This window comes from Shewanella sp. DW31 (assembly GCF_015767295.1).
In the GTDB taxonomy this organism is placed as follows: domain Bacteria; phylum Pseudomonadota; class Gammaproteobacteria; order Enterobacterales; family Shewanellaceae; genus Shewanella; species Shewanella oncorhynchi.
On the sequence record NZ_JADWMP020000005.1, the window covers coordinates 33,719 to 45,967 of the forward strand.

13 protein-coding genes are annotated in these 12,249 nt (G+C 44.6%); 6 read left to right on the top strand and 7 right to left on the bottom strand.

Annotated elements, in window-relative coordinates; translation table 11 throughout:
• Window positions 1-10: 10 nt before the first annotated feature.
• On the bottom strand, window positions 11-718 hold the full coding sequence (locus tag GWI56_RS05825; protein WP_105250588.1) for a hypothetical protein: 708 nt from the start codon (window positions 716-718) through the stop codon (window positions 11-13).
• A 190-nt stretch (window positions 719-908) separates the two neighbouring features.
• Between GWI56_RS05825 and GWI56_RS05830 the strand changes: the two genes are divergently transcribed.
• Together GWI56_RS05830 and GWI56_RS05835 are read left to right on the top strand one after the other, a co-directional pair.
• Window positions 909-1,439: a DUF2780 domain-containing protein gene (locus GWI56_RS05830; protein ID WP_168827259.1), complete on the top strand. Its 531-nt coding sequence runs from the start codon at window positions 909-911 to the stop codon at window positions 1,437-1,439.
• Window positions 1,440-1,539: 100 nt separating this feature from the next.
• Window positions 1,540-2,001 carry a TerB family tellurite resistance protein gene (locus tag GWI56_RS05835; RefSeq protein WP_105250590.1) on the top strand — a complete coding sequence of 154 codons (462 nt, stop codon included), beginning with the start codon at window positions 1,540-1,542 and terminating at the stop codon, window positions 1,999-2,001.
• Window positions 2,002-2,178: 177 nt separating this feature from the next.
• On the opposite strand, the gene GWI56_RS05840 is transcribed toward GWI56_RS05835, so the two are convergent.
• Entirely contained in the window at window positions 2,179-3,003 is an 825-nt protein-coding gene (locus GWI56_RS05840) for an HDOD domain-containing protein (protein WP_173248173.1), read from the bottom strand.
• Between the two features lie 288 nt (window positions 3,004-3,291).
• Window positions 3,292-4,554 carry an L-methionine/branched-chain amino acid transporter gene (yjeH, locus tag GWI56_RS05845; protein WP_113940284.1) on the bottom strand — a complete coding sequence of 421 codons (1,263 nt, stop codon included), beginning with the start codon at window positions 4,552-4,554 and terminating at the stop codon, window positions 3,292-3,294.
• A gap of 251 nt (window positions 4,555-4,805) precedes the next feature.
• On the opposite strand from yjeH, the gene GWI56_RS05850 reads away from it, so the two are divergent.
• The gene (locus GWI56_RS05850) at window positions 4,806-5,237 is read left to right on the top strand and encodes an Lrp/AsnC family transcriptional regulator (protein WP_006079646.1); all 432 of its coding nucleotides are present in this window, start codon (window positions 4,806-4,808) and stop codon (window positions 5,235-5,237) included.
• Window positions 5,238-5,506: 269 nt separating this feature from the next.
• On the opposite strand, the gene nrfD is transcribed toward GWI56_RS05850, so the two are convergent.
• The 4 genes from nrfD to GWI56_RS05870 form a co-directional block, all read right to left on the bottom strand.
• Window positions 5,507-6,448 carry a cytochrome c nitrite reductase subunit NrfD gene (nrfD, locus tag GWI56_RS05855; protein ID WP_105250593.1) on the bottom strand — a complete coding sequence of 314 codons (942 nt, stop codon included), beginning with the start codon at window positions 6,446-6,448 and terminating at the stop codon, window positions 5,507-5,509.
• Entirely contained in the window at window positions 6,445-7,131 is a 687-nt protein-coding gene (locus tag GWI56_RS05860) for a 4Fe-4S dicluster domain-containing protein (protein ID WP_105250594.1), read from the bottom strand. The genes nrfD and GWI56_RS05860 overlap by 4 nt, the downstream gene beginning before the upstream one ends.
• A gap of 4 nt (window positions 7,132-7,135) precedes the next feature.
• Window positions 7,136-7,600, bottom strand: coding sequence for a cytochrome c3 family protein (locus GWI56_RS05865; RefSeq protein WP_105250595.1), 465 nt, complete (start codon window positions 7,598-7,600; stop codon window positions 7,136-7,138).
• Window positions 7,601-7,676: 76 nt separating this feature from the next.
• Window positions 7,677-8,153 carry a DUF2726 domain-containing protein gene (locus GWI56_RS05870; RefSeq protein WP_105250596.1) on the bottom strand — a complete coding sequence of 159 codons (477 nt, stop codon included), beginning with the start codon at window positions 8,151-8,153 and terminating at the stop codon, window positions 7,677-7,679.
• Window positions 8,154-8,562: 409 nt separating this feature from the next.
• Between GWI56_RS05870 and GWI56_RS05875 the strand changes: the two genes are divergently transcribed.
• From GWI56_RS05875 to menH, 3 genes are all read left to right on the top strand, one after another.
• Window positions 8,563-9,531, top strand: coding sequence for a LysR family transcriptional regulator (locus tag GWI56_RS05875; protein ID WP_105250597.1), 969 nt, complete (start codon window positions 8,563-8,565; stop codon window positions 9,529-9,531).
• A gap of 185 nt (window positions 9,532-9,716) precedes the next feature.
• Window positions 9,717-11,438, top strand: coding sequence for a 2-succinyl-5-enolpyruvyl-6-hydroxy-3-cyclohexene-1-carboxylic-acid synthase (gene menD / locus GWI56_RS05880; RefSeq protein WP_198572379.1), 1,722 nt, complete (start codon window positions 9,717-9,719; stop codon window positions 11,436-11,438).
• Window positions 11,438-12,226: a 2-succinyl-6-hydroxy-2,4-cyclohexadiene-1-carboxylate synthase gene (gene menH / locus GWI56_RS05885; protein WP_198572380.1), complete on the top strand. Its 789-nt coding sequence runs from the start codon at window positions 11,438-11,440 to the stop codon at window positions 12,224-12,226. The genes menD and menH overlap by 1 nt, the downstream gene beginning before the upstream one ends.
• The last annotated feature ends 23 nt before the right edge of the window (window positions 12,227-12,249 follow it).

Here is a 12,249-nt window from a genome sequence, read left to right on the forward strand (position 1 = left end):
TGATGTTGCACTATTCGACGCTTGGTTTTTTCGACACCATATATAAGCGGAACAAAGCGACGTTAACGAATAATCCAATAAAAGACATAAAAGTATCCGCTAACATTTGCACAGGTAATCCGCCCATGGATGCTAACCCAGAAAGCTGGCTACCTATGACGGAGAGTGGTAAATATAACATCAATAATGCAATGGTTTTCAGTACGATAGGGCCACTAAAACTAAAACTACCCTTAATCGCTTCTAGCGGTGTTAAGCGCTCAACCACAACCATAAAGTTCACATAGGCTAAACGTGCAAAGAGATAGAAGCTAATTACCAATCCTACCAGCCACACAGGACCGAAGGCGGCAAACAGCATCACTGGTGCTAAAATCGCTAGACCAGAAAACACCCCAGCCAATAATAATGGTGGAACAAAAGGTAAACTCGCCTTCAACACCACTCCCGCTGAAGGACTATGCCCTTGTGAGCGCAGTTCTAAAAACAGAGTCAAAGCGGCAATTAATACCGAAAATGTAAGTAGTAACAGCATCATGGCGATCATATGCGGAGCGCCAAACTGTGGGTTTTCTAGATCAACTTTACTCATCTCTATACCAAGCCATAACTGGATCCCAACTTGGATCAAGAGTAATGGGATCGTCAGCATAGCGAGTTGCGCCAGATGATTACGGAAGAAGTTATAGGCTTCTGACAAAATTGCGGATAGTGACATGCGACTTTCCAAATAATTGAAATGAATTAACACTTAGAATTGCCGCTAAGGATACCGAAAATCCCTTGGCAATGCACAGTAGAAATCACCAGTGTGAACCGTAAATCACAGAAAACTACTGCAACAAAAGTGACAAACCCGCTAAACTGTCCAGCGAACTCGTGCGCAAACTCTCAAAGGACGCTTCCATATGAAACACACTCTGACCTTCTCTATCCTCCTCAGCACTTGTATTTTAGCGGCGCCCGCCAGTGCAGGCTGGTTAGATAACTTGGCAGGAACTCAAGCCAAAACTGAAAAAGCGACCACTACAGCAGCGGCAACTCAGTCGAATGATTTAGTTGGCAGCGTCATGTCACAATTGGGTTTAAACCAAACTCAAGCCGAAGGTGGCTTAGGCAGTTTATTAGGCTTAGCGCAATCAAGCCTAGGAACAACCGACTACTCAAAACTGGCTGCCAGCATTCCTAATGCCGATAGTTTGCTCGCCGCCGCGCCTAAATTGGACTCAAAATCGGGTGTTTCTGGCTTATTATCCAAAGCGGGTGATTTAGGTTCATCACTGCAAGGCAGTGCTATGGTTTTAGACGCCTTTGAAAAATTGGGCATTTCTAAAGATCTAGCAATGCCAATGATCAACATAGCTAAGTCTTACTTAGATACCAATGGCACTGAAGGCACCTCAGACTTACTGGTGAAAGGTCTGAACTCGCTACTGTAATTCAGTCTTACCTCACCCTAAGCAATACAAGGTTTAGGGTGAACTTTCACTTCCCAATCGACTCTACTTTATATTCCCTCCAGCATGAGAACCGCCAAATATGATTGCGAAATTAAGACGATTTTTTGAAGCTCATACTCAAGCAGTCTCCCCAGAAGACAAGGCACATCAACTTAAACTGGCCGCAGCGAGTATGTTACTTGAAGTCGTATTTGCCGATGAGACCTTAACGGCAGAGGAAGAAGCCTTATTACCTAAGCTGCTAACCGATACCTTATCAATGTCAGAAGTAGACGCTAAGATACTGATTGATGAAGCTAAAAGCGTACAAGGCAGCGCGACCTCACTCTTTGAATTCACCTCAGCCATTAACGCTGAATTTAGCCTAGCGCAAAAGCAGCAATTGTTGCTCGCAATGTGGCAACTGGCCTACGCCGATGGCCAGCTATCCCAATATGAAGACCAGATCATTCGACGCACCGCCGATTTGTTGCACCTCAAACACAGCGAGTTGATCCAAATGCGTAATCTTGCCATCGCTGCAACCCAACAAACTGGCTAGCCACATCCACTATTCAGTCAAAGTGCAAATCAACAAAAGCCCATAAAAAAGCGTGAATGCGAAACGTCCGTTCCCCATTCACGCGATGGTCTTCTTAAGACTAAATTGATATCGCTCTTTGGCTAAAAATATTTTTACTACCACCCTACTCACCAAAAAACTAAGCTAAACAAGAGCCTAAGCTAACGCTTTACCGATTTCATATCCCGAACCGTGTAATTCAGTCAACTTAGTCCTTAGCCCGCCCATCTCCATCTTCAATCCTTTCTTAGTCGCTAATTGAGATAACCAACTGGTTTTTTCATCATCCTCAATCGTATCCCACTCATCTAGAACTTTGTAAGATAAGCATAATAACGCAGCAAGTTTTGAAAATGGGTTTGAATCCTTAGGGTGGTCTTGATACAAAATGCCTTGCACTAACGCTGGTGTAAACTTCCAATTCTTCGCTAGTAATGCGCCAATATCCGGGGAATCATATCCGAGTAACTCGCGCTCAAACTGATGCTTATCTTTACCCTGCGCCACAGCTTCGGCAATTTTCGCCGCATCTTCAGGCGATACTGCCGCAATCAATAGATCGCCAATACGATGCAAGATACCGCAAGTAAAAGCTTCTTCTGGGACAGCACCACAACGCTTTGCCATTTCTTGACTATAAAGCGCAATCTCAAAGGTTTGCCCCCAAAACTGGGCTAAATCTATTCCTTCACACTTAGGGACTGCACCAATCACCGCCGATGCGAGCACTAAGGTTCGTAGGGTTTGCATCCCAAGACGCACAACAGCTTCATCGATAGTACCAACCTCTCGACTACGTCCATAGTGGGCACAATTAGCAAGGCGTAACACCCTAGCGCTGATTAAGGGATCGTGTGAAACTTTAGTGGCAATGCTTTTTACTGTCGCATTGTCATCATTGACCGCATCTAACAATTCACTGATCGCCTTAGGTAACCTAGGTAACTCATCGACACGATTGAGCAACGCAGCTGAATCCATATTTATTCTCCTTCCGTATGAATGATCAAAATATAGAACACAAGTTATCGCCTCGCTCACCGAGATACATTAAATATCAGTAATGTGCAGTCCTTCGGCAACAAAGCTTGGCGGCCATCAGACTTAAGGTTTACCTCTTTGTTTCATGCAATTTAATCGCACTCAATCATATCCAGTTTCGAAATCCACTAAGCCACACAAAAAAGCCCCAAACTCTTATGACAATAAAGAGTTCGGGGCTTTCTTAATTAATCCATCATGTTGATTTAGCCCCAGAGGGGTCGAATATTACTCAGGTAACGCCAAACTTTGTTTGCGACTAATATGGGTCTTTTGCCACCACAAAAATGGTGCGACCACTAAGATCAACACAAGCACATAGGACATACTTGCACCTAGGGCAAAACCTAATACTAAGCAAAACGCACAACCCAGCGCCACCAGCGGCCAATTGTGCCGTGGTAATAACTTAGCGGCAGCGAGCATAGCCATCAAATAGATCACCACAAATACGCCGTTGCTCCATGCGATAAGGTGCTCTAGCTCTTGCCCGGTAAGGTAAGTCAGTACAATCACGCTTGCCATCACAGATAACAGCGCAGCAAGTGCTCGAATGGGCACACCGTGGGCATTCTTAACGGCAAAGAAGCGCGGTAAAATGCCTTCACAACTAAAACTCCAGACCAGACGTGCCGCACTGGCCGCATACACGTTAACGGTTGCCAATCCACTTGCGATACCTAACACACCAATCACTTGCGCACCGTAACCACCGAGCAGTTGGTCAAACACGCCGATCATGGCGACACTTTTATCTGTCGGCACTAATAGCAATAAAAGTGTACAAGCCACATAAATCACGCCCACCAGCACTGTGCCCATCATCATAGCGGGGATCATATCCTGCTGCGGACGACGAAAATCATCGGCAAGATGGGTCATAGCTTCTATACCCAAGAAACTCCAAAAAGCGATGCCAGCGGCAATCATCACGGTCGGCATTTCAGGCATACCATGGCTAGCAAGTGTCGTGAGATGACCTTGCTGAAAACTACTCGCACCAAACAAGACCACAACAACGGCGACTATGCAAAGTGTCAGGCCAAATTGCAGCTTAGCCGACACTTGAATGCCTCTTAAATTAATCAGAAACAAGCCAAAAATCACGAGTATTTCAACACCAACCTTGGACCAACCCGATATCGGGATTAAGGCATTCACAAACTGAAAGGTCATCAAAATCGCGGCCGGAGCCCCCATGGGCACAACCAGTAAAAAGATCAGTCCAATTGTTCGACCAGCAGTGCGACCAAAGGCTTTTTCGACAAAGTAAGCGGGGCCTGCGGCATGGGGAAATACACTAGCTAAACGACCAAAGACCAGTGCTACAGGAATAATGGCCAAGGTCAACAAGATCCATGCGACTAAGGCGCCAGAATGCGCTTTTTCAATAGTCATCTGAGGCAAAATAAATACCCCTGTACCGAGCAAAGTGGTCGCCATTAAACCCGCACCTTGCCAACGACCTATAGTTCCGCTATTTGAATTCATCTGTTAATATTCTGTGGTTTTTGAGCTGTCAGTATAATGAGATTTCGCCCTACAATCTGCCGTTAATTTCAGTGTTCTCCACGTCCAATACCGGCAAAATCGCGGCAAATAACGTTATTTCTATCAAAATGACGGTCAGTTTAAGATTTGATGCAATTTTAAGCCAAAATACTCAGCAAATTCTGTGGTTATTCAAACCAATGGCAAAATAACACACAGATTCAATATAGCCATTTTCACTGGAGTCACCCTTGGATAAATTCGATACGGCCATCATTCATAGTTTGCGTCAGGATGCGCGCCAGAGCGTGTCGAATATCGCCGAACAGGTCAATCTATCCCGTAGTGCGGTTGCCGAGCGCATAAAAAAGCTCGAACAAACTGGAGTAATCCGTGGCTATCAAGTGCTCTTGAGTGAGTCGCAAAAAGAAGGAGTATCGGCTTATTTCGAAATCCAGCATCAATGTCCACGTTGCGCCGATGTGGTACACGTATTCCAAGCTATCCCCGAAGTGATTACCTGCCGTGGTATTTCTGGTGATATGGATTTACTCGTGTACGTGCATGCGCCCTCGATGCGCCGCCTGCATGAGATCCGTGAGTATATCGACACTCACACTGACATCATCAAGATCAAAACCCATGTGGTAATGAGTGAATGGATTAATAACCTCGGCGAGTAAATCGTGCCTCCCTAAAACAAGAAACGCCACCCTTAGGAATAAGGTGGCGAGGCCCGTTTGGAGGCAGGGCAAAATATTGAAGTGTAAAATATGGCATCCTTGCCCAGCGACCTCCCTGTTACACAACCAACCGCGGCTAGACTTAACCCTTGAGAGCTCAGCCAGCGCCGCAAGGGCCTCATCTACAATGTTTTCCTTTGACATTGTTTCCGCGATCCGTCGATTCCATTGATTATTATGATTTTTTCGTCATTAATTAACGGTACGCCTTAAGCGATCGTCATTTGTCCTGTATAGAGTATGAAGTTACGTAGCAGTAATACCCCGATCAAGCTCAAGCAAGCCGTCCCCGCCACATAGGCCCATTTCCGTTTAGATGTCGCCGTCATAAACAGATTCATCGCCAATGGTCCCGACAAACCGAGTCCAATAATACCAAGCCAGAAAATCCATCCCCAGAAGCCATACCCTAAGGCATTAAAGGCGGCTATTTTACTCTGTCCACCTGTTAGCACTAAGCCCATAAAGAAGGTAAAAATCAGCACGATTTCGACTAAAATCAGTGGGATTTCAACCTTGTGGATAAAGTGCACCTCTTTGTCATTAGGTTTGCCATTCATCAACACGCCACCGAGTAAAGATGATGCCGCACCGGAAGACAAACCAGATGCCAAAAACAGCAGAGGTAACACAGGGTTTTTAAGCATGGGATAGCCTGGCAAGGCCGAGAGCAGGAAGCCTGTATACGCGCCCAATGCCAAGGATAGAATCACGAGCAATCCTGTAATTGTCGCTTCAAATCGAGCCAATAATGCGGTCAACTTAAGCACAATAGGAAAGCGTGTTTCACACCAAGCATCAACAGGTTTACGGAAGGTCAAACCAATCCACATAAACATAAATACTTGGTAAATCAGCAGAATAAGCACGCCCATCGACATGACAGATTTAGGGTTGTAGAACACCAAAATCTTCCAAAAATCGAGAGGTTTAGTTAAGTCTGCGACCAATATCCCTAACCCGGCCATCACAGCTACAGGCGCGACAATACAAGCGGCTCGCACAAAACCAGACTGATAGGCGTTTTGCTTCAAAACAAAATGTTTCAACAGTACGGCGAAGAACATGGCTCCCGCAGATACACCCGCTAAAAACAGGTAAATTGCAATCGGCCAATGCCACACTAAGGTATCAAAATGTAGGGCACTCATAGTATCACCTCCCCTGATTTTGCAACGATACGGAACAATTTAGGTCTCGTTCCAAGATCAACCTTAGTGCGCTGGGTTGGATTAGACCGCAGAACTTGAACAACCTCAGAAGTCGGATCTTTTAAATTACCGAACACGAGTGCCTTTGTTGGGCAAGCAGCAACACAGGCTGGTTGTTTACCTTGAGCTAGGTTAGTTTCTCGGCAGAAATCACACTTATCCGCCGCATGGGTGACAGGATTAATAAAACGGACTTGATAAGGACAAGCTGCAATACAGTATTGGCAACCTACGCATTTCCATGCATCGACAGAAACGATACCCGTTTCTTTATCAATAAATGCAGCTCCAGTTGGACATACATTGACACAGGGCGCGTCTTCACAATGCTGACAAGACTTGCGACTAAAGTGATAAAACTGATTAGGGTATTCGCCAAAGGGACCCGCTTGCTTAATTTGAAGCCTAGACACACCTTCGGGTACATTATTCACTTCACGACAAGCCACCTCACACGCTTGGCAACCTATACACTTAGTTTCATCATGAATAAGTGCATATTTGACATCAGGTTCTGCTTTAACGCTATCCGATGCATTCACTGTGGCGAGTAATGATGCACCTGTAGCGCCGGCAAATAAGGCACAGGTGCCTTTTAGAAATCTTCTTTTTGAATTTTCCATAACCTTACTCCTGCTTGCCAGTGTGGCAACTGCTACATAGCTCACTGCGAACCTTCGGCGTCATATCCGCCATTGGATCCGTTGGGCTATGTAATTTATGGCAGGCGGCACAAGGCACTTTTTGAGCATGTACGTTATGCGTCCAATCTGCTCCACTGAGTTTTTTCTTGGTATGACATTTCTGACACACTCTCAGCTGAACCGTCAGATCCGACGATTCCTCCATACCAAAGACCACCATATCATTCGGTTTTTTAGGGTGATCGCCCTTTTCTCCATGACAGGAAGAACAGCTCATTTTCATCGCATCTTGACCATGATGCCCTAACATTTGACCATTACGCTTGTGACACTTCATACAAGCATCACTGTTAATTTGATTGGCTGGCTCAGCACTCATTGCAGAAAAGCTTAAAAGCAACGCAGCAGCACCTAAGCGTAACGACCACAGCCATTGTCTTTTGGACATAGGAAGTCCTCACATTTATCCGTAGGAAGGTAAAGAAGGGGTCGAGTTCGGATAATTCCGAACCCGACGGTCAAGATCACACAGCCAAGGCTTGCTTAAGACTCTGAGTATCCCACTGTTTATGCTGGTTCATTTCAATGAAACTGATATTGAACTTGCTAAACAGTTTTTTCAGTGGTGAGTTAGTTTCTTTGCCAAAATCACTGATAACCATTTTCACTTCAGATGAATCATGGTCGATCAATACATAATCGAGTCGGCATTCATGATTTAATTCCGTATCATGTTTGTCCATCTCAAATACAGTGTCTAATGGCACGTTACAACAAACATCGTATTTACCTTCAACAACTGTTTTTAATGATTTAAAAAAATTGAAGCTTTGTTTATCGAACAATACTGGTTTAAGTTTCATCTCATGATGTGCGGCTTCATCAGGACCTGCTTTAAAAAACTTAATGCAAGTCATGACAAACATCACAAACACGAATGGTACTGCTACGAATAGTACGAAGTACATAAACGCATAGCTGAGAATGACTGAAGTATTCATACACGCCTCCAAAAACTAATTTATTTTTTGTTATCTCCTTTAAAGCAACTTTAGTATTATTTGAAAACACTTATCTTTTCTTGACGCATGTCACACTTGCAAATAACAACTTAAATATAAACAATGATTTACACTGCTCGTCACATTGCAAAATTATGTAAATCTTAAATACAAATATTGATACTTGATAATTCAGTACTTGCATTTTAAATATGTAAATATTAGTTTTTGAAATTTTAAATTTTATGAAAAACCATTTTAAATATTAAAAATAAAACAAAAAAACCTTTGATACACATAGATAAAATCTAGATCCAAAACTTGGGATTAGTTTCACATTAAAATTATTAATTAGCACCATAATTAGGCGTTGATTTAAGTATTTGCTCAATATTAAGGAATATAAAAAATGCACATTAGTAACATGGATGGCCTCGATATTCTGAGTTTAAAAATACTTGTTTCATTATATGAGAACAAGTCAGCAACCTATGTATCGAAAGCGCTAGACATTCCAGCTCCTAAAATCAGCCGTAGCCTTAAAAATCTACGGGAAATTTTTGGTGATGAGTTATTTATTCGTCGTAAATATGGCTTATTCCCAAATGAGTTTGCTACTCATTTATATCCAATTGCAAAAGAAGCAATTGAGTGTACTGATAAGTTTCAAAAAGCCAGAATAGCAAACACTCGCCAAGTTAAGACACATGTCGAAATTGCAGCACCAGGGTTAATTGCCTACACCTTTCCTAAAGCCTTGATGCAGGCTATTAAAGAAGAGCAAAAACCCATGCACATTAATATAAACCCTTGGTCTATGCATACGACTCAAGACATTATTAATGGTGATACAACCCTAGGTATTTGTTGCAATAAAAGTGCTGCCGATGTTGCCGCCTTCGGCGATAAACTGCTAACGACTGAATTGCAACGTATGGACAAACTCTACCTGATTGCTAGCAGGCATCATCCTATTTTTAAACGGGAAATCACTCTAGAAACGATTGCGGAATACCCCTATGTCAATACGGATCTTGGTAATCCCAGCACCAAATTGAGTCCATACCAAGAGTTTTGCATAACGAATGGCATTAAACTCAATACTGAAATTACCATTACCAGTATTTCAAGTTTGTTTGAATATCTAGGCGAAAGTAATGCAGTCTCCCTATTGCCTTATCGGATAGTTTACGAAATGGTGAGCGATATTCCTGAACTGCATACGTGTCAACTATCGCAGTATGAAGCAGAACGTTTATATGCAGATACAGAAACCCCAACGATTTTCTTAGTGCAAAAAAATCAGCCTAATGCAATCAATGAGGACCTGAAATGGTTAAGCGGAGAGATTAAAAAAATCGTCGATCGTATTATCTAGCCAAGCAATAGCTCAACATATCCAAACAACAAACCACCGATACACGAGGTGACAGGCATCCTCTGCCTTAGCTTAGGCTCCACCTCAGCCCCCATGCGATCCACTCGAGAATTGTTAAACCAAGCATACATCTTGGAGCATAAACACGTTACACTAAGCCCATCTTTATCCTAATAGATTCAGCTATGCGGACCGAAAATACAGCCACTCTTAATCTTATTTGGGGCGCCCTTATTCTTGAGGAGTTAGCACGTCTTGGCGTGCAACATGTGTGTATGGCGCCGGGCTCGCGCTCAACACCGTTAACCCTCGCCGCCGCCCAGCAAACTAAACTCCAGCGTCACTTACATTTCGACGAACGTGGGCTCGGCTTTATGGCCTTAGGTCTAGCAAAAGCCAGCCGCGCACCGGTCGCCATCATTACGACCTCAGGCACAGCAGTCGCCAACTTGTACCCTGCCATTGTGGAGTCGTGGCTGACCCATGTACCTTTAATCGTCTTAAGTGGCGATCGTCCGCCAGAATTACTCGGCTGCGGTGCCAATCAAGCCATAGTCCAACCGGGAATTTTTGCGAATTACGCCACCCAAGTGAATTTGCCAACACCGGATACACATATCGCACCGCAGGCGTTGCTTACCACAGTGGATGAAGCAGTGGCGAATCAAACTCGCCCAGTGCACATCAACTGCATGTACCGTGAGCCCTTGTATCCGAGTGAACTCAGTGGCGCGATTCTCGATACCGAATCACCTTACCTCAAACCATTGCAAACTTGGCTACAGCTCGCACGTCCGTATACCCAATACGGCAAGAGCAAACAGGTGAGCAGCCCAAGTGACGATGCCATTATGCGGTTCGTCCACGGTAAAGGGGTGATCGTTGTCGGTACTCTCACGCCTGAACAAGATCCACAACAGCTCATTGCCCTATCGCAAAAAATCGGCTGGCCATTACTTACCGATGCCCAGTCGCAACTGCGTCAGCATCCCGCGGCAATAGGTAATATTGATCAACTGTTGCAACATCCAAAGGCGCGCAATCTATTGCAGGAAGCGGATCGTGTACTCGTATTCGGCGGCCGTTTATTATCAAAACGCTTGATAGGTTATCTCGCCGAGCAAAATTGGCACAGCTATTGGCAGGTTTTACCAGAACAAGACAGGCTTGACCCTAGCCACAATGCTAAACACATTTGGCACGCGAATGCACAGCAGTTTGCGGCCTTAAATTGGTATCGCTCATCCTCTGCAAACTGGGCGAATACTCTAATCACCTATAACGATGAATTGCATAACTTATTTGTGCGCAATATCGACCAAGGGGAATTTGGTGAAGCACAAGTTGTGCGGGCCATCGCCAATACTCGTCCGCTAGAACAACAGCTTTTTATCGGCAACAGCCTGCCTGTACGCTTGTACGACATGTATGCCCCTGTCAGTTGTTGTACGGCAACCACTTATACTAATCGTGGCGCATCGGGTATTGACGGACTACTCGCCACCGCCTGCGGTATTGCGGCCCATGAAGGCAAACCCACGAGTTTAATCATCGGTGATTTATCACAACTGCACGATCTTAACTCGCTGGCCATCGCTAAAGGCTTAACCAGCCCGCTGGTGATCGTGATCCTCAATAACGATGGCGGTAACATCTTTAACTTATTGCCCGTTCCCAATGAACAAGTCCGTAGCGATTATTATCGACTCAGCCACGGTTTAGAATTTGGCTACGCCGCAGCTATGTTTAATTTACCCTATAATCAAGTGGATAATTTAGCCGATTTTCAAGATAGCTATAATGAAGCGCTGGATTTTCAGGGGGCTTCGATCATTGAAGTCAATGTAAGTCAAACACAAGCCAGCGACCAAATCGCCGAGCTCAACTTGTGGGTGAAACAAAGCTAATGCCAACCATGGCCCGTTACGGCAATTCTTCACTACCGACCTTAGTGCTACTGCATGGATTTTTAGGCACTAAGACCGACTGGTTGCCGTTAATGCCAGCGCTAAGCCAGCACTTTCACTGTATTTGCTTAGATCTTCCGGGCCACGGGGATAACCAAAGGGAGTTGAAGCCAACCGAATTAGATGGATTTAACCAATGTGTTGAAGATGTGTTGGCACACCTGAATGGCCTTCATATTGGTCAATTCCATCTCTATGGTTATTCTCTAGGTGGCCGTATTGCTCTGCACCTTGCCAAAGCCTATCCAGAAAGACTTCTGAGCCTAAACCTCGAATCCTGCCATCCTGGACTTACAGACCCGCAAGAAAAACTTGCCAGAATCAAAAATGATACTCAGTGGGCCGAGCGTTTACTGCATCTGAATAGCAAAGACTTTTTAAGCTTGTGGTATCAGCAGCCCGTATTTGCCGATATGACGGCTACCAAACGAAAAACCTTAATCGAGCATCGTTCTGCAGCATTAGATCTGCATCCGAAACAGCGGCTGAAAGAGGTATTCATAGCCACCTCACTCGCACACCAAGCATCGATGTGGGATGTACCTTTGCAGCTTACCTGTGAGTGCCATTTCTTTGCGGGCAACCAAGATGCTAAGTTCCACGCCCTCGCCCAAGAGTGGCAATTACACGCGCCCATCCTCGTCCATAGTATTCACGGCGCCGGCCACAACATACACCAAGCTGCTCCCGAGGCATTAACCTCAAAAATAGTGAAGTTGCTAGGGTAATGACAGAATTAAAATGTAGGAAA

Coding starts and splice junctions, on each gene's coding strand:
- GWI56_RS05870 (WP_105250596.1), bottom strand. CDS start 8,153: ATGAATACTTCAGTCATTCTCAGCTATGCGTTTATGTACTTCGTACTA.
- GWI56_RS05840 (WP_173248173.1), bottom strand. CDS start 3,003: ATGGATTCAGCTGCGTTGCTCAATCGTGTCGATGAGTTACCTAGGTTA.
- GWI56_RS05835 (WP_105250590.1), top strand. CDS start 1,540: ATGATTGCGAAATTAAGACGATTTTTTGAAGCTCATACTCAAGCAGTC.
- menH (WP_198572380.1), top strand. CDS start 11,438: ATGCCAACCATGGCCCGTTACGGCAATTCTTCACTACCGACCTTAGTG.
- GWI56_RS05830 (WP_168827259.1), top strand. CDS start 909: ATGAAACACACTCTGACCTTCTCTATCCTCCTCAGCACTTGTATTTTA.
- yjeH (WP_113940284.1), bottom strand. CDS start 4,554: ATGAATTCAAATAGCGGAACTATAGGTCGTTGGCAAGGTGCGGGTTTA.
- menD (WP_198572379.1), top strand. CDS start 9,717: ATGCGGACCGAAAATACAGCCACTCTTAATCTTATTTGGGGCGCCCTT.
- GWI56_RS05860 (WP_105250594.1), bottom strand. CDS start 7,131: ATGGAAAATTCAAAAAGAAGATTTCTAAAAGGCACCTGTGCCTTATTT.
- GWI56_RS05825 (WP_105250588.1), bottom strand. CDS start 718: ATGTCACTATCCGCAATTTTGTCAGAAGCCTATAACTTCTTCCGTAAT.
- GWI56_RS05865 (WP_105250595.1), bottom strand. CDS start 7,600: ATGTCCAAAAGACAATGGCTGTGGTCGTTACGCTTAGGTGCTGCTGCG.
- nrfD (WP_105250593.1), bottom strand. CDS start 6,448: ATGAGTGCCCTACATTTTGATACCTTAGTGTGGCATTGGCCGATTGCA.
- GWI56_RS05875 (WP_105250597.1), top strand. CDS start 8,563: ATGCACATTAGTAACATGGATGGCCTCGATATTCTGAGTTTAAAAATA.